Here is a 21,807-nt window from a genome sequence, read left to right as displayed (position 1 = left end):
AACGGGACCTTCCCGTTCCCCTGGATTGGCTGGATGTCGCCCCCATGGCATCCGGTCACAGGAGGCCGTGATTCCGATTGATTCCGGCCAACCGCGAGATGATCAATCAGCTTTCGGTCATGGTGCCCCAGCAGCCCAGAGGCTTGTGTCCTGACCCTTTTCTGTCAGCGGCAGACAGGTAGGGTGATCACGCCGCCGGGCCCGGCGGTGACGGGGGGAGAGACATTGGGCGAGCCACTCAGATTCGGAATTCTCGGACCACTCATGGTGATGGCGGGGGAACGGACGGTTCAGGTAGGAGGTGCCCGGCAACGTACGATTCTGGCCCTTCTGCTCCTGAGTCCAGGGCGGATCGTTCCGGTCGACACCCTCGTGGACGTGGTCTGGAACGGTCGTCCGCCAGCCACCGCACGGACCCAGGTCGCCATCGTGATCGCGGCCCTGCGCAAGGCCATCAAGAGCGGGGGCGTGGCCGAGGACGTCATCATCACGGCGCACCCCGGCTACCTGCTGCGCCCCGACGGCCACGTGCTCGACACCGTCACCTTCACCGAACGCGTCGCCGAGGCGGAGGAGGCGGTCCGGACCCACCGCCCGGCCGACGCGGCGCGCTGCTACGCCGAGGCGCTCGGGCTCTGGCGCGGACCCGCGCTCGCCGGGGTGACCGGTCAGCTCGTCGAGGACGAGGCGGCCCGCTGGGAAGAAGTACGGATCAACGCCTACGAGGCGATGACGGGCGTGCAGCTGGAACTGGGGCGGCACCAGCTGCTGCTGCCCGAACTGGCCGCCGCCGTCAGGGAACACCCGCTGCGCGAACGCACCCGGTACCACCTGATCCTCGCCCAGTACCGTTCCGGACGGCGGGCCGAGGCGATGGAGAGCTTCCGGGAGGCGCGCCGCCAGTTCATCGACGAACTCGGCATGGACCCGGGCCCCGAACTCCAGGAGCTGCACGACGCGATCCTGCGGGACGACCCGTCGCTGGCCTACGAGCCGCCGGCCGAACCGCTGGACGTCGCCGCCGACCCCGCCGACGCCTTAGCTGCACGCGGGCGCGTCGTGCCCTCCGAACTGCCGCCCGACGTACCGGGCTTCGCCGGCCGTGGCGCTGAACTCGCCGCGCTCGACTCCCTGGTGGACGGCCAGGGCGAGGACAGCCGCGCCTCCACCGTCGGGCTGATCACCGGCGTCGCGGGCGTGGGCAAGACCGGCCTCGCGGTCCGCTGGGCGCACCGTGTCACCGAACAGTACCCGGACGGCCGGCTCTTCGCGGACCTCCGCGGCTATGACGAGCACCACGCACCGACCACCGCCGGGGACATACTGAGCCGCTTCCTGCGCTCGCTCGGCGTGGAGAGCGACGACGTGCCCAACGGCCTGGAGGACCGGATCGCCCTGTACCGCAGCGTGCTCGCGGAACGCCGGGTCCTGATCGTGCTGGACAACGTACGCACCTTCGCGCAGATCCGCCCGCTGCTGCCCGGCAGCGGCGGCAGCACCGTGCTCGTCACCAGCCGGGAACAGCTGGAGCAGCTGGTGACCTGGCCGCAGCGGGGCCGCGTACACCTGGGCGTCCTGCCCGAGGGCGACTCGGTCGAGCTGCTCGGCCGGATCGTCGGCGAGGCCCGGATCCAGGCCGCTCCCGAGGACGCGGCGCGCCTGGTCGAGCTGTGCGACCGGCTGCCGCTGGCGCTGCGCATCGCGGCGGCCCGGCTGGCGTCGAAGCCGCACTGGACGGTGCGCCACCTGGTGACCCGGCTCAGTGACGGGCGCCGCCGGCTGGACGAGCTGAGCCAGGGCGAGTCCCAGGTCCGGGCCAGCTTCGAGCTGAGCTACCGGTACCTGCACAAGGACGCGGCCCGGCTGTACCGGCTCCTCGGGCTGCTCGGCGTACCGGACTTCACGGCCTGGGTCGGCGCCGCGCTGCTGGACGCGGACGTCCTGGACGCGGAGCGGCTGATCGAGCACCTGGTGGACGCGCAGTTCCTGGAGGTGGTCGGCGTCGACGCCACCGGACAGCTGCGCTACCGCTTCCAGAACCTGATGCGGCTGTACGCGGAGGAGCTGGCCCGGGAGGAGGAGAGCGAGGAGGAGCGGCTGGCTGCGTGCGACCGGGTGTTCCGGACGTGCCTGACCATCGCGGAGGAGGCGCACCGGCGCGAGAGGAGCAGCGGCGGCATCGTGGACTGCGAGACGCCGCGCCGGGAGATCGACTCCGTGCTGCTGGAAGAGCTGCTGGTGGCTCCGCTGGAGTGGTTCGAGGCCGAACGGCTCTCCCTGGTCGCCGTCGTCGAGCAGACGGCCGCCCTGGGCATGGACGACCTGGCGTGGGGCCTGGTCATCGCCATGGAAGTGCTCTTCTCGTCGCGCAACTACCTCGAGGACTGGCGCCATTGCAGCGAGCACGCCCTCCAGGCGGCGCGCGGCGCGGGCAACCTGCGCGGACAGGCGGCCATGGAGCGCAAGCTGGGCCTGGTCGAACTGCGGCTCCGCAGACTGGCCGAGTCGACCGCGCGGCAGGAGACCGCGCTCGCGCTCTACACGGAGGCCGGCGACGCGCTCGGGCGCGCGCTGGTGCTGAGCGGCCTCGCGTTCATCGACCGGATCCGGGGAGACCTCGATCAGGGAATGGAGCGGCTGGGGGAGGCACTGCCCGTCTTCCGGGAGGCGGGCGACCGGTACTCCGAGGCGTACGCGTTGCAGAACATGGCGCAGTTCGCCCTCGACCAGGGGCGGCCCGAGACCGCCGCCGAGCTCAGCCGTGAGGCGCTCCGCGTGTGCGAGGGCAGCAAGGGCGACCAGCACGGGCTCGCGCTGGCCACGCACCGCCTCGCCGGCGCGCACCTCGCGCTGGGGCAGCTGGAGGAGGCCGAGAGCGAGTTCACCCGGGTCGTGGAGATCGTGCGCGGGAGGTCCGATCTGCTCGGCCTCGCCCACGCGCTCCTCGGGCTCGCCGAGACGCGGCTCCAGACCGGCGCCGCGGAGGCGGCCGAGCGGACCTTCCTGGAGGCCCTGGACGCGGCCCGGCGGACCCGGAGCCCGATGATCGAGGGCCAGATCAGGCTCGCCCTGGGCCGGGCGTACGGTGAGCGGGGTGACGGCGACGCGGGCCGGGCGCACCTCGCCGAAGCGCTCGCCATCTTCCAGCGCATCGGCTCCCCGCCCTGGGAGGGGAAGGCGGCCGCCGCGCTGGAACGGCTGCGGGAGGCGTCGCGGAAGGCGTAACCCGTCAATAACCCGGCGATAAAGCGGCTCCCTAGCGTCATCGCAGACGAGAAAACTGCCGAGCTGTGGAGTCTGCGATGTCACGTACGACCGGCGCGCCCTCTTTCGCCGTGATCCCCGGCGCCCAGGTGCACGAAGTCCTGGACGGCCGTGCGCCCGAAGTGGTCGGATTGATCGAATCCGCATATCGGGTGCACGGCGAGGGCGGTACGGTCAATCCGCCGTCCTATTTCCTGCGTTTTCCCGACCGGCCCACCTCGCGGATCATCGCGCTGCCGGCGTCGATCGGGGGAGCGGCCCCGGTCGACGGAGTGAAGTGGATTTCCAGCTTCCCCGACAACGTGGCGGCCGGAATTCCGCGTGCTTCCGCCGTGCTGATCCTCAACGACCCCGAGACGGGATATCCGCTCGCCTGCCTGGAATCCTCGATCATCAGCGCGGCCCGCACCGCCGCCTCCGCCGCGCTGGCGGCCGACCGGCTCAGCCCGGCGGGCCGCCGGCCGCGCCGGATCGGCTTCTTCGGCGTCGGCCTGATCGCCCGCTTCGTCCACCAGTACCTGGCCGGCACCGGCTGGGAGTTCGACGAGATCGGCGTGCACGACCTGTCCGCCGAGCACGCCGACGGCTTCGCCGACTACCTGACCCGCTCCGGGGAGCGGGGCCCCGTCACCGTCCACGACAGCGCCGAGAAGCTGATCCGCGGCAGCGACCTGGTGGTCTTCGCGACCGTCGCCGGCACCCCCCACGTCACCGACCCCGGCTGGTTCGCCCACAACCCGCTGGTGCTGCACGTCTCGCTGCGCGACCTGTCGCCCGAGGTGATCCTCTCCGGCTTCAACGTCGTCGACGACGTCGAGCACTGCCTCAAGGCGGACACCTCCCCCCACCTGGCCGAACAGCTCACCGGGAACCGCGACTTCGTCGACGGCACCCTCTACGACGTGCTGTCCGGGCAGCTCGCCGTCCCCGAGGACGAGCCCGTCTTCTTCTCGCCCTTCGGGCTGGGCGTCCTCGACCTCGCGGTCGGCCGGCACGTCTACGACACCCTGTGCGAGCGCGGCGACCTGTCGGTCGTGGAGGACTTCTTCCACGAGATGCGCCGCTACGGCTGAGTCCCGTACCCCCCACCCTGGCGCCGCCCGCACGGCGCGAACCGGCCGTCCGCACGGCCCCGAGCCATCCGAGGAAAGTGATTCAGTGACCACGCTGCTCGACACCGCCACTCGGGCGCCGGCCGCACCCGGCCGGCGCCCCCTCCCCGTCCGGGTCGAGGAGACCGTCCTCGACCCGCACCCCCCGATCGAGCTGTACGAGGCCCTGCGGGCGCGGTTCGGGGAGGACGTGTTCCTCCTGGAGTCCCTGGAGAGCCCCGAGTTCGACGGGAACTCCGCCGTGGTCGGCTTCGGCCGCCTCGCCGAGCTGCGCATCCGCGCCGGCCGGATCTCCGCGGCCGGCGTGCCGGCCGTACTGGCCGAGCTGTCGCGCGTCGCCGACGGACTGGGGCTGGCCGCCGGACCGGGCGGTGACCGGATCTTCGAACGCCCCGGCCAGGTGTGGGACGTCCTGCGGGCCGTGCAGGCCCGCTTCGACGTCGACAGCCCCCGCCCCGAGTACGCCTTCGGCTTCCTCGCCACCATCGGCTACGGCGCCGCCTGGTACATGGAGGACCTGCCCGTCCGGGAGCACACCGACGAGGGGGCGCCCGACCTGGTCCTGACCCTGTTCCAGGACACCGTCTGGTACGACCTGGACGCCGGCACGGCCGTCCGGCTCGCGGCCCGCAGCGAGGCCTTCGGCCCGGACGGCGGCCCCGCCGCCCGTACCGACCTGGCCGGCATCGTCGAGCGGCTGACCTCCGGGATGACCGAACCCGCGGGGCGCGTGCCGGCCGCCCCCGCGCCCCGGGCCGTCCGCGACAGCACCGACGAGGAGACCTTCCTCGCCCACGTGGAACGCTGCCTGCGGCACATCGGCGTCGGCGACATCTACCAGATCCAGATCGGCCACCGCATCGAGGTCGACACGGACCTGACCCCGCTCGACGTCTACCGGCGGCTGCGCGGACGCAACCCGTCCCCGTACATGTACCTCGTCCCCCGCGACGGCTCCACGCTGATCGGCGCCAGCCCCGAGGTGCTCTTCCGCACCGAGGGCGACCGCATCGTGATGCGCCCCATCGCCGGCACCACCCCGCGCAGCGGCGACCCCGCCGTGGACGGGCGGCGCGTCGAGGCCCTGCTCGCCAGCGAGAAGGAGCAGGCCGAGCACGTGATGCTGGTCGACCTGTGCCGCAACGACATCGGCCGGGTGTGTCTGCCCACCACCCTCGAGGCCACCCAGCTGATGACGGTCGAGACCTTCAGCCACGTCTTCCACCTGGTCTCCACCGTCGAGGGGAGCCTGGCCCCCGGTGAGGACACCTGGTCCTCGCTGGCCGCCACCTTCCCCGCCGGGACGGTCACCGGCGCCCCCAAGATCCGCGCCATGGAGATCATCTCCGAACTGGAGTGCGAGCCCCGCGACATGTACGCCGGTGCCGTCGGCCTGGTCGACCTGCGCGGCTGGTCCCGCCTCGCCCTGTGCATCCGCACGGTCACCCACGACGGAACGGCCTACTCCACCCAGAGCTGCGCCGGCATCGTCGCCGACTCCTCGCCCGCCGCCGAGTGGCGCGAGACCCTGCACAAGATGGGAGCGGCCTACTGGGCGCTCACCGGTGAGGAGCTGCTCCCGTGAAGGTCCTGCTCGTCGACGCCTACGACAGCTTCACCCACATCATCGACCAGTACCTGCGCACCCTCGGCGCGGACACCGAGGTCGTCCGCTCCCGCACCGAGAGCCCCGAGGAGCTCGCCGCCCGGCTGCCGGACGCGGTGGTCCTCGGCCCCGGACCGGGCCACCCCGCCGAGTCGGGCCACGTCGAGCTGGTGCACCGCTTCGCCGGACGGGTGCCCCTGCTGGGCATCTGCCTGGGCCACCAGGCCATCGGCCTGGCCTACGGGGGCCGCGTACAGGTGGCGGAACGGCTCAAGCACGGCAAGACCAGCGAGGTCGCCCACGACGGAGCCGGCGTCTTCGCGGGGCTCGGCGCGACCATGACCGCCACCCGTTACCACTCCCTGATCGTCGCCGAACCCCTGCCGCAGGAGCTGCTCGCCACCGCGCACGCCGTCGACGACGGCTACGTCATGGGACTGCGCCACCGCACCCTCGCCGTGGAAGGGGTGCAGTTCCACCCCGAGTCCATCACCACGGTCGGCGGCATGCGCCTCCTGCGCAACTTCCTCACCACCGCACGGACCCGGCCCGCGGACATCCTCGCCGGGTGACGAAGGAGCAACGAAGGAGCGATCTCGTGGAGCACGTGGATTCCTGGCGGGCCCTGCCCGCGGCACAACAGCCCGAATGGCCCGACCCCGCCGCCCTGGCGGAGGTGCGGGCACGACTGCGCGACACCGTCCCGCTCGTGGTCGCCGCCGAGTGCGAGCAGCTCAAGTACCGGCTCGGCGCCGTCGCCCGGGGCGAGGCCTTCCTGCTCCAGGGCGGGGACTGCGCCGAGACCTTCGCGGACGTCCGCGAGGACTCGGTGCGCCGCAAGGTGCAGACCCTGCTCCAGATGGCGCTCGTCCTCCAGTACGCCGCCTCCGTGCCGGTCGTCAAGATCGGCCGGATGGCGGGCCAGTACGCCAAACCCCGCTCCAAGCCCACCGAGACCCGCGGCGCGCTGACCCTGCCCGCCTACCGGGGCGACGCCGTCAACGGCTTCCCCTTCGAGGCGGCCGAGCGCACCCCCGACCCGGACCGCCTGCTGCGGATGCACCAGGCGGCCTCCGGCACGCTGAACCTCGTACGGGCCTTCACCACCGGCGGCTACGCCGACCTGCGCCAGGCGCACGCCTGGAACCAGGACTTCGTGGCCCGCTCGCCCGTCGGGGAGCGCTACACGGCGCTCGCCACCCAGATCGACCAGGCCCTCAACTTCATGCGGGCGTGCGGGGCGGACGAACGCATCCAGCACGCCGTGGAGTTCTACGTCAGCCACGAGGGCCTGCTGCTGGAGTACGAGGAACCGCTGGTCCGCGAGGACCCGGCGTCCGGCCGGCGCTACGCGACCAGCGGGCACATGCTGTGGATCGGGGAACGCACCCGGGACCTGGACGGCGCGCACGTGGAGTTCTTCTCGCGGATCGCCAACCCGGTCGCGGTCAAACTCGGCCCCGCCACGGATTCCGACACCGTGCTGCGGCTGATCGACCGGCTCGACCCGGAGCGCGAACCGGGCCGGCTCACCTTCGTCGTCAGGATGGGCGCCGGACAGGTCCGTGACCGGCTGCCCGAGCTGGTGGAGAAGACGGCCGCCGAGGGCGCGCCGGTGGCCTGGGTGAGCGATCCCATGCACGGCAACACCTTCGAGGCGCCGTCCGGCCTCAAGACCCGCCGCTTCGACGACATCGTCGACGAGGTGAAGGGCTTCTTCGAGGTCCACCGCGAGCTCGGGACGCATCCCGGCGGCGTACACCTGGAATTCACCGGGGGCGACGTCACCGAATGCGTGGGCGGCGGTGAGGAGGTGAGCCTCGACGCACTGAGCGAGCGCTACGAGTCCACCTGCGACCCGCGCCTGAACCGCACCCAGTCGCTGGATCTCGCATTCCTGGTCGCCGAGATTTACCGGGAACGCTGAATTCCGCTTATTGCCGTTATCGCCGGGCGTCCCCGAAGGCGCCCCGATGATCCCTCAAGCGGTCCGCGAGCGGAGGTCAAGAGGGGCCCCAAGGAGTTTTAATCGACCTGGGGGCCCCTCCTGACCTGCGAGTATATCGTCCTTATCGAAATGGCGCGGCCCCGGAAGACGGAGCGATATCAGCTCGAAGCCGCTCCTTCCTAGTGTTCTTCTCACCGGAACAAAGCGAAGCTCAAGCGGTACTCAACGGGGAGAAGGACAGAGATGCAGAACACGTGGCGCACCCAGGTCAAGCGCATCACCATCGCGATCGTCGCGGCGGTGGCGATCGCGGGCGGGGTGCAGATCGCGAACGAGGGTCCCGCGGGCGGCGTCAGCAGCGTGACGGCCGACGCCACCACCCCGCAGGCCCCGGCCTCGGCCCAGACGCCGTCGCCGTCCTTCTCCAAGGACATCGACGAGTGGGGCTGAGCCGCCACACCCGACGACCCCGAGGGGGAACCAAGTGACCACCGCCAGACCAGAACCCGGCCGCGGGGCGCGCAGCTGGCCCGCCCTGCTGGAAACCCTGCTCGCCGGCCGTGACCTGGCCGCCGCCGACACGGCCTGGGCCATGGACCGGGTGATGAGCGGCGAGGCCACCGACGCGCAGCTCGCCGGTTTCCTCGTCGCCCTGCGCGGCAAGGGGGAGACGGTCGGCGAACTGGAGGGCCTCGTACGGGCCATGCTCCACCACGCGGTGCCCCTCGACGTCCCCGGAGCCACGGTCGACGTGGTCGGTACGGGCGGCGACGGGGCCCGTACGGTCAACATCTCGACCATGTCGGCGATCGTCGCGGCCGGAGCGGGCGCCCGCGTCGTCAAGCACGGCAACCGGGCGTCGAGTTCGGCCTCGGGATCCGCGGACGTGCTGGAGGCCCTGGGCGTGCGGCTGCGCCTGGAGCCGGCGAGGGTGGCCGCCCTCGTGGACGAAGCGGGGATCACCTTCTGCTTCGCCCCGGACTTCCACCCGTCCATGCGGCACGCCGCCGGCGTCCGCAAGCAGCTGGCGATCCCCACCGTCTTCAACGCGCTCGGGCCGCTGACCAACCCGGCCCGGCCGACCGCCCAGGCGGTCGGCGTCGCCGACGCGCGGCTGCTGCCGCTGATCGCGGGAGTACTGGCCCGCCGGGGCGGCAGCGCCCTGGTGTTCCGCGGGGACGACGGCCTCGACGAACTCAGCGTCACCACCACGTCCACCGTGCTGAGCGTCGAGGGGGGAAGGGTCCGGGAGGAATCCTTCGACCCCCGGGACGCGGGCATCGCGCCGGCCCCGGTCGACGCGCTGCGCGGCGGGGACGCCGGGCACAACGCGGACGTGGCCCGGCGGCTGTTCGCCGGCGGGGAGCGCGGGCCGGTCCGTGACGCGGTGCTGCTCTCGGCGGCCGCCGCGCTGGCCGCGGCGGAGCCGTCCGGGGGCCGTACGGTCACCGAGCGGCTGCGCGAGGGGGTCGCCGCGGCGGCCGCCTCCCTGGACACGGGAGCCGCGGAGGCGGTCCTCGAGCGCTGGGTGCGGGCGGCGGCCGGACACGCGGGGGCGCCGCTCGCCGCCGCCGGGCGGTGAGCGGTACGTCCCGTACGGAGCGCGGTCGCGCCGGTGCGGCCGGGCCGGTCCCCGGGAGGGGGACGGCGCGGCCGCACCGGCGGCGGTCACGGGTCCGGGATCACAGGACGGCCGCCTTCGCCGGCAGCCGCACCGGCTCGTGGACCAGCGGCCCCTCGGCCCCGTCGTCGGCCTCCTCGCCGCGAGGGACGCCCCGCCGGATCCAGGAAAGCGCCGGCGAGGTGATCGCCGTCGTGAGCAGGGCCATGAGCACCAGCATCGTGAACAGCTCCGGTCCGATCACGCCCAGCTCCAGGCCCAGGTTCAGCACCACCAGCTCGGTCAGGCCGCGGCAGTTCATCAGCGCCCCGATCGACATGGCGTCCCGCCAGGACTGGCCGGTGGCGCGGGCGGCCGTGGTGCTTCCGCCCCACTTGCCGAGGAAGGCGACGGCCATGACGGCCAGGGCCCACAGCCACATCACCGGATCGGCGGCGAGCAGCCCCACATCGGTCTTCAGGCCCGTGTTGACGAAGAACAGGGGCAGCAGGATGGGGATGGTGAAGGCCCGCAGCCGCGCCGCACAGAGCTCGATCACCCGCGAGCCGCGCGGGGTGATCACCCCGAAGACGAAGGCGCCGAACAGGGCGTGCACGCCGATCTTGTCGGTGGTGAAGGCGGACAGGCACAGCCCGCTGAAGAGCACCACCAGGACGACGGAGTCGACCGTGCGGGCCGCGCGCTCCGCCCACTTGGCGAGCAGCGGCCGGACGGCGTAGATCATGAACGCCAGGAACAGGGCCGCCAGGGCCGCCGTGGTGGCCGCCTCGAGCGGGGAACTGCTGGTGCTGACGGCGACGACCGCGGCGAGCAGGCACCAGGCGGTCACGTCGTCCACGGCCGCGCAGGCCATGGCCAGGGCGCCGATCCGGGTGTTGTAGAGCCCCCGGTCGGTCAGGATCCGGGCGAGCACGGGGAAGGCCGTGATGCTCATGGACACGGCGATGAACAGGACGAACGCGATCTCGCTGACCCCTTGCGGCGCCATCGTGTCGTACATCAGCAGGGCCAAGCCCGAGCCGAGGAGCAGGGGGAGCGCGATGCTCGCCTGGCTGACGGCGATGGCGGTGCGGCTGTGCCCGCGCAGCGCCGAGAGGTTCAGTTCCAGGCCCACCAGGAACATGAACGCCAGCAGACCGATGTTTCCGAACGCCCCGGTGAACGGCAGGACCGTCCCGGGGAACAGCCATGTCTGGGCGTCGGGCCACAGCCAGCCGAGCAGCGAGGGACCCAGCAGGATGCCGACGGCGATCTCGCCGACCACCGGCGGCTGACCGAGGCGGCGGAAGAGCATCGCGCCGGCCTTGCACGCGAGGATGACGGCGGGGATCGCGATCAGCAGATCCGGCAGCGGGTCACGGGCGGACACGGGCAGCTCCCTCCGCGGCCGAAGGGGCGACGCGCGGGGCGGCCACCGTCGGCGGGGGCGGGGCCGCGGCGGGTGGGCCCGGGACGGCGGTGGCGTCGGTCCAGCGGGCGTACCGGCGCTTCCCGTACAGCAGGGGCTCCTCCTCCTCGCGCAGCGAGACGCGGCTGATCCGGACGAACACGGCGGTGTGGTCGCCGAACTCGACGGTCTGGGTGACCTCCCCGTCGGCTATCGCGTGCGCGGCCTCCGCGAGGTGCGGGCCGCCGGCCCCCAGCGGCAGCCGCCACTCGACGCTCCCGAAGCGGTCCGGGGAACCCGAGGCGAACAGGTCCGACACCGGGCGGGCGTTCTCGTGGAGCAGGTTGACCGCCACGTGCCCCGTCTCCAGCACCGCCTGCACGGTCGGGCTCTCGGTGCGCAGGCACAGCACCACCGTGGGCGGGGAGAGGGCGACGCTGGCGAGGGAGCTGCACGTCATGCCGCGCGGCTCGGAATCCGTACCGATCGTGGTGATCACCGAGACGCCGGAGGGGAAGGCCGACATCAGGGGCCTGATGTCGGCTTCGGACGCGGCGTCGGACGCGGCGGCGCGGGCGGCGGGGGACGGCTGCGAGGTGGCTGTCATGGGTGGGAACTCTCCTGGGGCTGGGCCCGGGCCGGACCCGGGGCTGGCGCTGGGGGTGCGGCGCGGGCCCGGAAGCCGGTGGGAGGAGCCGGCTCCGGGCCTGCGCACCGGAAGGGAGGAGACGCGTACTAGCCGTGCAGCTTGCGCAGGTAGTCGTACGTGCTGGGCAGCGTGTCGAGCAGGTGGTCCTGCTCCTGCTTGACCTTGCCGAACATGGCCTCGGCGCCGGCCACGGAATCGGGCTTGTGCGCGAGGATCGGCAGCGGGGCGTCCGGCTCCAGGCCGAGACCCGCGAAGACGCAGTAGTAGCTGCCGTTGGTCCAGAAGTTGCGGAACTCCGCCTCGAAGTTGCCGTAGTACGTCGACTCGTCCGCGATCGGCGAATTGATCGGCAGGCCGGCCTTGTAGGCGGAGATCTTCTCCTGGATGTTCTGCGGGAGCGTCAGCTCCTTGTTCGCCCGCCAGAACGGCGTGTCGTTGCGCGGCGCGTAGTAGAAGTGCGCCTGGATGAAGTCGCGGGTGTCGTCGAACATCACCTCGATCTCGCGGTTGAAGCTGTTCGCCAGTTCCGGGTTGAAGGTGCGGTCCGGGAAGTGCTTGGCGAGCTGATAGATGGCCGCGGTGATGAAGTAGATGCCGGTCGATTCCAGCGGCTCCAGGAAGGCGGAGGAGAGGCCGATGCTCACCACGTTGTTCACCCAGGCGCGGCGGTTGCGGCCGACGCGGAACTTCACGTGGTTGAACTTCGTCGTCTCCGGGTCCAGGCCCCACAGGGCGCTGAATTCCCTGGTGGCCTCCTCCTTCGTCGTGAACTTGCTGGAATACACGTAGCCCGAGCCGAAACGGCCCAGCATCGGGATCTTCCAGGTCCAGCCGGAGGACATCGCGATGGCGGAGGTGTACGGCTCGATGCCGTTCGCCTCGTCGTCGTGCGGCACCGCGGTGGCGACGGCGCTGTCGCACAGCAGGTGGTCGCTCATGTCGATGAACGGCTCCTCCATGGCCTGGTTGATCAGCAGGCCGCGGAAGCCGGAGCAGTCCACGAACAGGTCGGCGTCCAGCACCCGGCCGCCCTTGGTGTGCAGGGCCTTGACGAACCCGCGCTCGTCCTTCTCGGCGTGCGTCATCTCGTCCTGGACGTGGTTGACGTCCTGCTTGCCGGTGGCGAAGCGGCGCAGGAAGTCGGCGACCAGCGCGGCGTCGAAGTGCCAGGCGTAGCGGGTGGACGGGGTGCCGTCGAGCCACTTCGGGGACTTCTTCGCGTCCATCACCGGGGGCTCGCGGAAGCACGCGTAGTCGAACGGCTCCTCGGTCTGGCCCTCCAGCTTCCGCTTGGCCCAGTAGTGCGACATCGGGACGTTGTCGCTGTCGGGCAGGATGCCGAACGGGTGGTAGAAGTGGTCCGGACCGCCGTTCTCCAGCTCGCGGGCGTCGGGCTGGCCCTGGCCGCCGGTCCGCCAGTTCACGAACCGCACCGCCATCTTGAAGCTGGCGTTGCACTCCCGCATCCACTCCTCCTCGGCGATGCCGAGGTAGTCGAAGAGGACCTTGTGGAGGTTGGGGACGGTGGCCTCGCCGACACCGATCCGCGGAATCGCCGGCGCCTCCAGGACGGTGATGTCCACGGTGCCCTGGAGCGCCTTCCCGAGATAGGCGGCGGTCATCCACCCGGCGGTACCGCCGCCCAGGATGACGACTTTCTGAATGCGCGAGTCGGTGCCGGTCATGTAGGGACTCTCTCTTCCGTCTGCATGGGGAGTTCCGTTGTGCGATGGGAAGAGATTCCGGCCGCCGGCTATGCGCCGCCTATAACCGGCCGTATGGCATCGGTATAGCGGATTGGCCGAATCTCGGTCCCGTTGTATCCGCACCCCGCAACTCCCAGCAGAGGATGGCTGCATCAGATGCCGTACGACGAAGGGACGAAGGGAATCCTCTCGACTGTGGGAGGAACGCCGCTCATCGAACTGGAGCGTTTGCTGCCGGGCCTCGGCTCGCGGGTGTTCGCCAAGGTGGAGCGGTTCAATCCCGGAGGAAGTATCAAGGACCGCTCGGCACTCTCCATGGTGCTGGCGCGCATCAGGTCGGGGGAACTCGTCCCCGGCACATCCACGGTGGTCGAATCGAGTTCGGGCAATCTCGCGATCGGGCTCGCCCAGATCTGCGGCTATTTCGGCCTGCGCTTCATCTGCGTGGTGGACGCCCGCACGACCCGGCAGAACGTGGCGATCCTGCGCGCCTACGGGGCCGAGGTCGAGATCGTCGTCGACCCCGACCCGGCCACCGGCGAGCTGCTGCCCGCCCGGCTGCGACGCGTCGCCGACCTGGTCGCCGGGATCCCCGACGCCTACTGGCCCGACCAGTACTCCAACCCGCTCAACCCGACAGCCCACCAGACCACGATGCGCGAGATCGCCGAGGCCCTCGACGGCCGCGTCGACCAGCTCATCGTGGCCGCGGGCACCAGCGGAACCCTGGGCGGCTGCGCCGAGTACATCCGCCGGCACGGCATGAACACCACCGTCAACGCGGTCGACGCGATCGGCAGCGTGCTCTTCGCCCCGCCCGAGCGCGTCACCCGGCTGATCCCGGGCCACGGCGCCTCGGTCGTGCCCCGGCTGCTGCGCCCCTCGGACGCGGACCGGGTGATCCACGTCGGCGACCTCGACTGCGTCGTGGGCTGCCGCCGGCTCGTCCGCCACGAGGCGGTCCTCGCCGGAGGCTCCTCGGGGGCCGTGGTCGCCGCCCTGGAGCGGATCGCCCCGGACATCATCCCGGGCTCCAACGTGGTGCTCGTCCTGCCCGACGGCGGCGACCGCTACCTGGAGACGATCTACGACGACGCCTGGGTGCACCGCCAGTTCGGCGAGGTCTCGCACCTGTGGAAGGACCCGCAGCCCGCGGTCACGCCGCACCTCGTGGATATAGGCCACCGATAGCGGCCGCTCCCACCATCGATCCATCGCCCCCCTCGCACGATCCCCACCCAACGGAGGAATTCGGATGACCACCCAGATCCCCACCCTCGACGCCGAGCGCAAGGAGCAGATCAAGGAGATCGTCTGCGACATCCTCGAGCTCGACCTCGACGAGGTGACCGAGACCAGCCTCTTCAAGGAGGAGCACGACGCCGACTCCCTGCGCACCATCGAGATCCTCGCCTCCCTGGAGCGGGTCTTCGGCATCACGCTGGAGCAGGCCGAGCTCAGCCGCATGGTCAACCTCGTCGGCGTGTACGCCGTGATCGCGGAGGCCGAGGGCAAGTGACCACCGAGACGGCCGCGGCGGGGCGGCGACCCGCCGCCCGGCACCGGGTGGTGATCACGGGTCTCGGTGTCGTGACGAGCATCGGCACGGGCGTCGACGCCTTCGCCGAGGGCCTGCGGGGCGGACGCAGCGGGGCGAAGCCCATCAGCGCGTTCGACACCACCGGCTTCGCCCATTCCAACGCCTGCGAGATCACCGACTTCGAGCCCGAGGCCTGGCTGCGCGAGCTGCCGGCCGACGAGCTCGGACGGGCCGCCCAGTTCGCGGTCGCCGGGGCCCGCATGGCGGTGGCCGACGGCGGGCTCACCGAGGCCGACGTCCGGGCCAGGCGCTCCCTGGTCTCCGTCGGCACCACCGACGGCGAGTCCCGCGACCTGGACCACCTCACCGGGCTCCAGGTCGCCCACGGAGAGGACACCCTCGACCCGGTGGTGGCCCGGCGCGTCTGGCCGGGCCGGCTCTCCGCCGGCATCGTCCGGGAACTGGGCCTGGAGGACGTCGAGACGGTCACCGTCCCGACCGCCTGCGCCGCCGGGAACTACGCCGTCGGCTACGGCTACGACGCCATCAGCTCCGGCGACGTGGAGATGGCCCTGTGCGGCGGGGCCGACGCCCTGTGCCGCAAGACGTTCACCGGCTTCTACCGGCTCGGCACCATCGCCCCCGACGTGTGCCGGCCCTTCGACGCCGACCGGCAGGGCATCCTCACCGGCGAGGGCGCCGGCATCCTGCTGATGGAGTCCCTGGAGTCCGCCCTCGCCCGCGGCGCGCGGATCTACGCCGAGGTGCTCGGGTACGGACTGTCCTGCGACGCCAGCCACCCGGTCGCCCCCGACCGCGACTCGATCGCCCGCTGCATCACCGCCGCGCACGCCAACGCCGGCATCACCCCCGCCGACGTGGACTTCATCTCCGCGCACGGTACGGGCACCAAGGCCAACGACGTCACCGAGGTCGGCGCGATCCGCCAGGTGTTCGGCGAGGACCTGCCCCGCACCGTCTCCATCAAGTCGATGATCGGCCACACCATGGGCGCCGCCAGCGCCCTGGCCTCGGCGGCCTGCGCCCTCGCCCTGCGCGAGGGGTTCATCCCGCCGACCGTCAACCACCGCACCACCGACCCCGAGTGCGGGGTGGACTGCGTACCGAACGAGGCGGTCGAGGCCGACCTCAAGGTCGTGCAGAACAACGGACTCGCCTTCGGCGGCAACAACGCCGTGCTGGTCCTCGGCCACTGGGAAGACGAGAGGAGCGCCGTCGCATGAGCACGGCAGCGGAACCCCGCGAGCGGCAGCTCGTCATCTCGGGCTGGGCGGTGACCTCCCCGTACGGGCTGGGCCGGCGGGCCTTCGCCGGAGGCCTCCTGGCGCGGACGGCGGCCACCGCCCCCGTCGACACCGGGACGTGGCCCGTCCCGTACGAGGACGCGGGCCTGATCCCCGGCTTCGACATCAAGGAGGTGCTCGGCCGCAAGGGCACCCGTTCCATGGACCGCGCCACCGGGATCGCCGTCGTCACCGTCGGGGAGCTCCTGGAGGACTTCGGGCGGGGCCTCGCCGCCGACCCGGAGAAGACCGGGCTGGTCCTCGGCACCTCCGGCAGCGTCCAGTCCATCATGGACTTCACCAAGGACGCCCTGACCGGGGACAAGCCCTACCTCGTCGACCCGGCCCGGTTCCCGAACACGGTGATGAACTGCCCGACCGGCCAGAGCGCCATCCGGCACACCCTCAAGGGCCCCAACGTCACCGTCTCCGGCGGCTCCGCCACGGGCCTGCTCGCCCTGAACTACGCCTCCCGGCTGCTGCGCGGCGGTCACGCCAACGCGCTGCTGGCCGGTGCGGCCGAGGAGTTCTCCGTCCAGCGGGCCCGGCTGGAGCGGGTCGCCGACCACGGCGGGGCCCTGCCCGATCCGCTCGGCGAGGGCGCCGCGCTGTTCCTGCTGGAGAGCGGGGCCGCCGCCCGCGACGGGGGCCGCCAGGTGCTCGCCACCGTGCTCGGCTCCCGCTTCCGGGCCTTCCCGGAGAGCGGGCGCGCCGGATCCGCGCTGGCCCGCTGCGTGGCGGAGGTGCTCGCCGACGCGGGCGCCGCACCCGAGGACGTCGCCCTGGTGGCACCGGGCACCCCGCCCGGGCTGCTCGGAAAGCAGGAGGAGTCGGCGCTCGAGGCCGTCGCGGGCGAGCGGATCGCCGTGCGCGCGCTCGTCGGCGACGCCACCGCGGCATCGGCCGCGTTCCAGCTGGCCGCCGTCCTCGCCCACGCGGGCGCCGAACCCGCCCTGGTCGACCGGCTCGCCCTGGTCACCGCCATCGACCGGGACGGCACCGTCGGAGCCACCCTGCTGCGGCTCGGCTGAACCCGCCGGGGGCGCACGTCCGGACCCCCGGCCTCCCGCATCCCACACGCACACGCACCCGCGTCCCGAAGAGAAAGGCATCTATCCATGTCCGAGACACCGAGGCCGGTAGCCCTCGTCACCGGCGGCTCCCGCGGCATCGGCCGGGCCGTGGTGGAGATCCTGGCGCGGGACGGCCACGACGTGGCGTTCTGCTACCAGTCCAACGAAGAGGCCGCCCGGCTCGCCGCGAAGTCCGCCGAGGCGCTGGGGGCGCGGGTGCTCGCACGCCAGGTGGACGTCACGGACCGCGACGGGGTCCGGGCCTTCACCGCGGAGGCCGAGGCGGAGCTCGGCCCGGTGGAGGTGCTCGTCACCGCCGCCGGCATCGTCCGCGACGGCCACCTGGCGATGATGAGGGACGAGGACTGGGACGCGGTGGTCCGCACCAACCTCGACGGCACCTTCAACTTCGCCAAGGCGCTGGCCTTCCCGATGATGAAGCGCCGGCGCGGCACCATCATCACCCTCTCCTCGGTCGCCGCCGCCGGCAACGCCACCCAGAGCAACTACGCGGCCACCAAGGCCGGGATCATCGGCTTCACCAAGGCCCTGGCCAAGGAATCCGGCCGCAGCGGCCTGCGCGCCAACGCCGTGGCCCCCGGCTTCATCTCCACCGACATGGTCGGCGGCCTGTCCGAGAAGCACGCGAAGGAGATGACGGCCCGCATCCCGCTGGGCCGCTTCGGGGAGCCGCACGAGGTCGCCGAGCTGGTGTCCTTCCTCGCCTCCGACCGCGCCTCCTACATCACCGGACAGGTCTTCCACATCGACGGCGGTCTGGTCGTCTGACCCGCCCGACCACCGGGACCAGCCCGATTCACAGAGGAGTTCGACATGGCCGGCCGTGCCGCCAAACCGCCCCGGTTCTACTTCAACCTGCGCAGCCCCTACAACTTCTTCGCCCTGCACGACATCGAGCGCCGGCACCCCGGACTCCTCGACCGGGTCGAGTGGCGCCCCTTCTGGGAGCCGGACGAGACCAGCGCCCGGCTGCTGGACGAGGCGGGCGGGCAGTTCCCGTACACGCCGATGAGCCGGGCCAAGCAGTTCTACATCCTGCGCGACGTACGCCGGCTCGCCGCCGACCGGGGCCTGCCGCTGACCTGGCCGGCCGACCGCACCCCCTGGTGGGAGCCGGCGCACCTGACCTGGTTCCTCGCCGACGACGCGGGCCTGGGCCGGGAGTGGGTGGCACGCGCCGGGCGGGCCCGCTGGCTGGAGGGCCGCGACATCTGCGACCCGGGGACCGTCGTCGAACTGGCCGCGGAGATCGGCCTGGACGCGGCCGCGGTGGCCGCCGCCCCCGAGGACGCCGGACTGCGGGCCCGCGGGGCGGCCGCGCTGATGGACGTGCACCGCGACGGGGTGTTCGGGGTCCCGTACCTCATCCACGGCAGCGAGCCGTACTGGGGCCTGGACCGGGTGGAGGCCTTCGCCGCCTCCTTCACGGCCGCCGCCGCCGGGGCGCCCGCCGGGGCGCCCGCCGTCCCCGCCGAGAAGGAGCTCGCGGCCGTCGGAGCCGGCCGCACCACGGACATGAGCCACGCGGGAGGCTGCGGATGAGCGCCACCACCGTGGAGGCACTGCCGCTGACCGCGATCCAGCAGTCGATGTGGACCGCCTACCGGGTCTCGCCCGAGGCCTCCGCCTACAACATCGTCATGCCGCTGCGGCTGCGCGGCCGCGTCGACCCCGTCGCCATGGACGCCGCCGTCACCGCCGTCGGCGCCCGCCAGGAACTGCTGCGCTCGGTGTTCACCGAGAGCGCCGCCGGGGTGCGCCGCACCGTCAGCGAACGTCCCCTGGTCCGCCTGGAGTTCCACGACCTCGACGGAGCCGACGAGGCCGCCCTGCACCGCGCCGCCGAGGAGGCCGGGTCCCGCCCCTTCCGCCTGGAGTCGGGGGCCTTCCGGGTGGTGCTGCTGCGCCGCTCCGACGAGGACTGGGCCCTGGTCACCTCCGCCCACCACATCGTCAGCGACTTCACCTCCCGCTGGCTGCTGGTCCGCGACGTCCTCGACGCCTACGCCGGCCTCGCGGCCGGCACCGAGCCCGCCTGGCGGCCCGTCCCCGGCTCGTACGCCGACCACGCGGCCGAGGAACTGCGCTACACCGCCTCCGAGGCGGGGCGGCGGGCCGCCGCGCTGTGGCACGAGTCGGTGGCCGGCGCCGCCGCCGCCGAACTGCCCCTCGACCGGCCCCGGCCCGCGCTGCGCTCGTACCGGGGCGGAACCGTCGTGCGCGAACTCCCCGAGGACCTCGCGCGCGCCCTGCCCGGCGCGGCCTCGGCCGCCGGGGTCACGCCCTTCGCGTACCTGCTCTCCGTCTTCCAGGCCCTCACCCACCGCTGGACCGGCCAGGACGCCTTCGTCCTCGGCGTCCCGGCCACCAGCCGGATGGGCCGCGCCATGCGCGACGTGATCGGCTGCTTCCTCAACACCATGCCGGTCCGCGCCGACTTCGACGAGCGCTCCACCTTCCGCGGCGCGGCCGCCCAGGCCGGCGAACGGGTCATGCGCGGCATGGTCAACGTGCGCTACCCCTGCGCCCTGGCCTTCCCCCGCGCCACGGTCTTCCGCACCGCGCTGTTCCTGGTCCAGATGGACCGCATGGAGCCGCCGGTCCCCAACGTGCCGCCCGGCGCGAGCGAGGGGCCGTCCGTCCCGTACGCGGGCCTGGACATCGCCCTGATCGACGTCCCGCAGCAGGAGGGCCAGCTGGACCTGCTGCTGCGCATCGAGCAGACCCCCGACGGGATCACGGCCGTCTTCTCGTACGACACGGACGTGCTGGACCGCGAGACGGTCGCGCGCTTCGCCGACGGCTACGAGCGGATGCTCGCGGCCGCCGTCCAGGACCCGGACACCCCCGTCGCCGACGTGCAACTGGCCGGCGGGAGCGAACTGGAGGCCCTGCTGGCCCTGGGCACCGCCGCCGGCGGCGACCTCGACGGCTTCGGCGGCTTCGACGAGTTCGACGAGTTCGAGTCCTTCGAGAACGCCTGGGAGCACCGGTGAGCCCGAAGACCGCCGTCATCGGCGCCGGACTGGGCGGGCTGACCGCCGCCGCCGCGCTCCACGCCCGCGGCCTGGACGTCACCGTCTACGAGCGCGGCGACGCCCTGCGCGAACAGGGCGTCGGCATGCACCTGGGCCCCAACGGCACCCGGCTGCTGGAGCGCCTGGGACTCGGCCCGCGCCTGGCCGAGCTGGCCGTCCGCCCCGAGGCGCTGGAGGTCCGGGCCTTCCACAACGGCGCCCAGGTGGCCGTACAGGAGATGGGCGAGGCCTGGGAGCGGCAGTTCCGCGCCCCCTACCTCACCGTCCACCGCGGCGACCTGCACCGGATGCTGGCCGGCCTGGTACCGGCGGACCGGGTGCGCACCGGCAAGGAACTGGTCCGGTACGAGGAAGGCCCCGACGGGGTGCTCCTGGAGTTCGCGGACGGCACCACCGACCGGGCCGACGTACTGGTGGGAGCCGACGGCGTGCACTCCGCGGTGCGCCGCGCGGTCGCCGGGGACGACGCCCCCGTGTACTCGGGCAACAGCGCCCTGCGCGGCCTGGTCGACGCCGCGGACGTGCCCGCGCTCGACCCCGCCCGGATGTACATGTTCGCCGGCCCCGGGGCACGGGTCCTGTGCTACCCCGTCTCCGGGGGACGGCGGTTCACCTACGTGGTGGTGACGCCGGCGCCCGAGGGCGACGCCGAGTCCTGGACCAGCGCCGGCGACCGGGCCGACCTGGACGCCGTCCTGGCCGGCTGGGCGCCGCAGGTCCGCGAACTGGCCGCCGCCGCGGGCGAGGTGCGCCGCTGGGCCCTGTACGACCGGGCACCGCTGGAACGCTGGAGCACCGCCCGCACCACCCTGCTCGGCGACGCCGCGCACCCGATGCTGCCGCACCACGGCCAGGGCGCCAACCAGGCCGTCGAGGACGCCGTCGCCCTCGCCGTCTGCCTCGCGGAGGCGGACGGGGACGCGCACGGCGTCAGCGCCGCCCTGGAGCGCTACGAGGCGGCCCGCCGCCCCCACACCACCCGGGTGCAGCTCGGCTCCCGCGAGGGCGGCACGCCGCGGGGCGCGCCGGACGGGGACGTCAGGGGCGCGGCCGCCGACGTCAGCTGGATCCTCGACCACGACGCGGAGGCCGCCCTGCGCACCCCGGTGAGCAGCCGGGCCGCCTGAACCCGCGCTCCCCGCCCCACGGGCCCCCGACGCCAGCCGGCGCCGGGGGCCCGTCCGCGTCCCGGCACGTATATGCGCCCGATAGGGCATCGATAGCGCCCTCTTCAAGGATGGCCGCATCTGATCACGCGAAGGGAAAAGCGATGAGCGAACAGCAGAACGCCCCCCGGCACGACGGGCAGTCCGACACCCGCTACCGCGTCGTCCTCAACGACGAGGAGCAGTACTCGATCTGGTGGGCCGGCCGCGAACTCCCCGCCGGATGGAAGGCCGAGGGCACCGAGGGCACCCGCGAGGAATGCCTCGCCCGGATCAGCGAGGTGTGGACCGACCTGCGCCCCGCCAGCCTGCGCCGCCGGATGTCCGCCGCCTCAGCGGTCTGACCGCACCAGGTCCGGGCCCGCCCGGTCC

At 72.6% G+C, this 21,807-nt stretch carries 19 protein-coding genes; 16 read left to right on the top strand and 3 right to left on the bottom strand.

What is annotated here, in order from left to right:
* Window positions 1–264: 264 nt before the first annotated feature.
* From ACZ514_RS13775 to trpD, 7 genes are all read left to right on the top strand, one after another.
* Window positions 265–3,225, top strand: coding sequence for an AfsR/SARP family transcriptional regulator (locus ACZ514_RS13775; protein ID WP_469124775.1), 2,961 nt, complete (start codon window positions 265–267; stop codon window positions 3,223–3,225).
* A 77-nt stretch (window positions 3,226–3,302) separates the two neighbouring features.
* Window positions 3,303–4,337: a 2,3-diaminopropionate biosynthesis protein SbnB gene (gene sbnB, locus ACZ514_RS13770; protein WP_468170998.1), complete on the top strand. Its 1,035-nt coding sequence runs from the start codon at window positions 3,303–3,305 to the stop codon at window positions 4,335–4,337.
* 85 nt (window positions 4,338–4,422) lie between these two features.
* On the top strand, window positions 4,423–5,961 hold the full coding sequence (locus ACZ514_RS13765) for an anthranilate synthase component I family protein (RefSeq protein WP_468171001.1): 1,539 nt from the start codon (window positions 4,423–4,425) through the stop codon (window positions 5,959–5,961).
* The gene (locus tag ACZ514_RS13760) at window positions 5,958–6,554 is read left to right on the top strand and encodes an anthranilate synthase component II (RefSeq protein ID WP_468171004.1); all 597 of its coding nucleotides are present in this window, start codon (window positions 5,958–5,960) and stop codon (window positions 6,552–6,554) included. Before ACZ514_RS13765 ends, ACZ514_RS13760 begins: the two co-directional genes overlap by 4 nt.
* Before the next feature lie 26 nt (window positions 6,555–6,580).
* Window positions 6,581–7,909, top strand: a complete 1,329-nt coding sequence (locus ACZ514_RS13755; protein ID WP_469124774.1) for a class II 3-deoxy-7-phosphoheptulonate synthase — start codon at window positions 6,581–6,583, stop codon at window positions 7,907–7,909.
* Window positions 7,910–8,173: 264 nt separating this feature from the next.
* Window positions 8,174–8,380, top strand: a complete 207-nt coding sequence (locus ACZ514_RS13750; protein ID WP_468171010.1) for a hypothetical protein — start codon at window positions 8,174–8,176, stop codon at window positions 8,378–8,380.
* A 34-nt stretch (window positions 8,381–8,414) separates the two neighbouring features.
* Window positions 8,415–9,512 (top strand): anthranilate phosphoribosyltransferase, encoded by a 1,098-nt coding sequence (gene trpD / locus ACZ514_RS13745; RefSeq protein WP_468171014.1) that lies wholly within the window; start codon window positions 8,415–8,417, stop codon window positions 9,510–9,512.
* Between the two features lie 100 nt (window positions 9,513–9,612).
* Here trpD and ACZ514_RS13740 read toward each other — a convergent pair whose 3' ends face one another.
* The 3 genes from ACZ514_RS13740 to ACZ514_RS13730 form a co-directional block, all read right to left on the bottom strand.
* Window positions 9,613–10,920, bottom strand: a complete 1,308-nt coding sequence (locus ACZ514_RS13740; protein ID WP_468165345.1) for a cation:proton antiporter — start codon at window positions 10,918–10,920, stop codon at window positions 9,613–9,615.
* Window positions 10,907–11,545, bottom strand: a complete 639-nt coding sequence (locus ACZ514_RS13735) for a flavin reductase family protein (protein WP_468165343.1) — start codon at window positions 11,543–11,545, stop codon at window positions 10,907–10,909. Before ACZ514_RS13735 ends, ACZ514_RS13740 begins: the two co-directional genes overlap by 14 nt.
* A 128-nt stretch (window positions 11,546–11,673) precedes the next feature.
* Window positions 11,674–13,272 carry a tryptophan halogenase family protein gene (locus ACZ514_RS13730; RefSeq protein WP_469124773.1) on the bottom strand — a complete coding sequence of 533 codons (1,599 nt, stop codon included), beginning with the start codon at window positions 13,270–13,272 and terminating at the stop codon, window positions 11,674–11,676.
* A gap of 177 nt (window positions 13,273–13,449) precedes the next feature.
* On the opposite strand from ACZ514_RS13730, the gene sbnA reads away from it, so the two are divergent.
* From sbnA to ACZ514_RS13685, 9 genes are all read left to right on the top strand, one after another.
* Window positions 13,450–14,484, top strand: a complete 1,035-nt coding sequence (gene sbnA / locus ACZ514_RS13725; protein WP_468165339.1) for a 2,3-diaminopropionate biosynthesis protein SbnA — start codon at window positions 13,450–13,452, stop codon at window positions 14,482–14,484.
* A 64-nt stretch (window positions 14,485–14,548) separates the two neighbouring features.
* Entirely contained in the window at window positions 14,549–14,812 is a 264-nt protein-coding gene (locus ACZ514_RS13720; RefSeq protein WP_467894902.1) for an acyl carrier protein, read from the top strand.
* Window positions 14,809–16,077, top strand: coding sequence for a beta-ketoacyl-[acyl-carrier-protein] synthase family protein (locus tag ACZ514_RS13715; RefSeq protein ID WP_468165337.1), 1,269 nt, complete (start codon window positions 14,809–14,811; stop codon window positions 16,075–16,077). Before ACZ514_RS13720 ends, ACZ514_RS13715 begins: the two co-directional genes overlap by 4 nt.
* Entirely contained in the window at window positions 16,074–17,168 is a 1,095-nt protein-coding gene (locus ACZ514_RS13710) for a beta-ketoacyl synthase N-terminal-like domain-containing protein (protein WP_469124772.1), read from the top strand. The genes ACZ514_RS13715 and ACZ514_RS13710 overlap by 4 nt, the downstream gene beginning before the upstream one ends.
* 87 nt (window positions 17,169–17,255) lie before the next feature.
* Window positions 17,256–17,999 carry a 3-oxoacyl-[acyl-carrier-protein] reductase gene (fabG, locus tag ACZ514_RS13705; RefSeq protein ID WP_469124771.1) on the top strand — a complete coding sequence of 248 codons (744 nt, stop codon included), beginning with the start codon at window positions 17,256–17,258 and terminating at the stop codon, window positions 17,997–17,999.
* Between the two features lie 45 nt (window positions 18,000–18,044).
* The gene (locus ACZ514_RS13700; RefSeq protein WP_469124770.1) at window positions 18,045–18,773 is read left to right on the top strand and encodes a DsbA family protein; all 729 of its coding nucleotides are present in this window, start codon (window positions 18,045–18,047) and stop codon (window positions 18,771–18,773) included.
* Window positions 18,770–20,227, top strand: coding sequence for a condensation domain-containing protein (locus ACZ514_RS13695; protein WP_468165329.1), 1,458 nt, complete (start codon window positions 18,770–18,772; stop codon window positions 20,225–20,227). Before ACZ514_RS13700 ends, ACZ514_RS13695 begins: the two co-directional genes overlap by 4 nt.
* Window positions 20,224–21,396, top strand: coding sequence for an FAD-dependent monooxygenase (locus tag ACZ514_RS13690; RefSeq protein WP_469124769.1), 1,173 nt, complete (start codon window positions 20,224–20,226; stop codon window positions 21,394–21,396). Before ACZ514_RS13695 ends, ACZ514_RS13690 begins: the two co-directional genes overlap by 4 nt.
* Window positions 21,397–21,539: 143 nt before the next feature.
* A complete protein-coding gene (locus ACZ514_RS13685; protein ID WP_468165325.1) occupies window positions 21,540–21,779 on the top strand; it encodes an MbtH family protein in 240 nt (79 codons plus the stop codon).
* Window positions 21,780–21,807 lie beyond the last annotated feature (28 nt).

The sequence above is a fragment of the Streptomyces sp. NPDC034086 genome, from assembly GCF_055575515.1.
Note: the sequence above shows the minus strand (reverse complement) of the source record. Positions and strands in the feature narration are given on the sequence as shown.

What these genes read in the sequence shown, in the direction of transcription:
- ACZ514_RS13775 (WP_469124775.1), top strand. Translation starts at nt 265, where the DNA reads ATGGTGATGGCGGGGGAACGGACGGTTCAGGTAGGAGGTGCCCGGCAA.
- sbnB (WP_468170998.1), top strand. Translation starts at nt 3,303, where the DNA reads ATGTCACGTACGACCGGCGCGCCCTCTTTCGCCGTGATCCCCGGCGCC.
- ACZ514_RS13750 (WP_468171010.1), top strand. Translation starts at nt 8,174, where the DNA reads ATGCAGAACACGTGGCGCACCCAGGTCAAGCGCATCACCATCGCGATC.
- ACZ514_RS13735 (WP_468165343.1), bottom strand. Translation starts at nt 11,545, where the DNA reads ATGACAGCCACCTCGCAGCCGTCCCCCGCCGCCCGCGCCGCCGCGTCC.
- ACZ514_RS13730 (WP_469124773.1), bottom strand. Translation starts at nt 13,272, where the DNA reads ATGACCGGCACCGACTCGCGCATTCAGAAAGTCGTCATCCTGGGCGGC.
- sbnA (WP_468165339.1), top strand. Translation starts at nt 13,450, where the DNA reads ATGCCGTACGACGAAGGGACGAAGGGAATCCTCTCGACTGTGGGAGGA.
- ACZ514_RS13720 (WP_467894902.1), top strand. Translation starts at nt 14,549, where the DNA reads ATGACCACCCAGATCCCCACCCTCGACGCCGAGCGCAAGGAGCAGATC.
- ACZ514_RS13710 (WP_469124772.1), top strand. Translation starts at nt 16,074, where the DNA reads ATGAGCACGGCAGCGGAACCCCGCGAGCGGCAGCTCGTCATCTCGGGC.
- fabG (WP_469124771.1), top strand. Translation starts at nt 17,256, where the DNA reads ATGTCCGAGACACCGAGGCCGGTAGCCCTCGTCACCGGCGGCTCCCGC.
- ACZ514_RS13700 (WP_469124770.1), top strand. Translation starts at nt 18,045, where the DNA reads ATGGCCGGCCGTGCCGCCAAACCGCCCCGGTTCTACTTCAACCTGCGC.
- ACZ514_RS13695 (WP_468165329.1), top strand. Translation starts at nt 18,770, where the DNA reads ATGAGCGCCACCACCGTGGAGGCACTGCCGCTGACCGCGATCCAGCAG.
- ACZ514_RS13685 (WP_468165325.1), top strand. Translation starts at nt 21,540, where the DNA reads ATGAGCGAACAGCAGAACGCCCCCCGGCACGACGGGCAGTCCGACACC.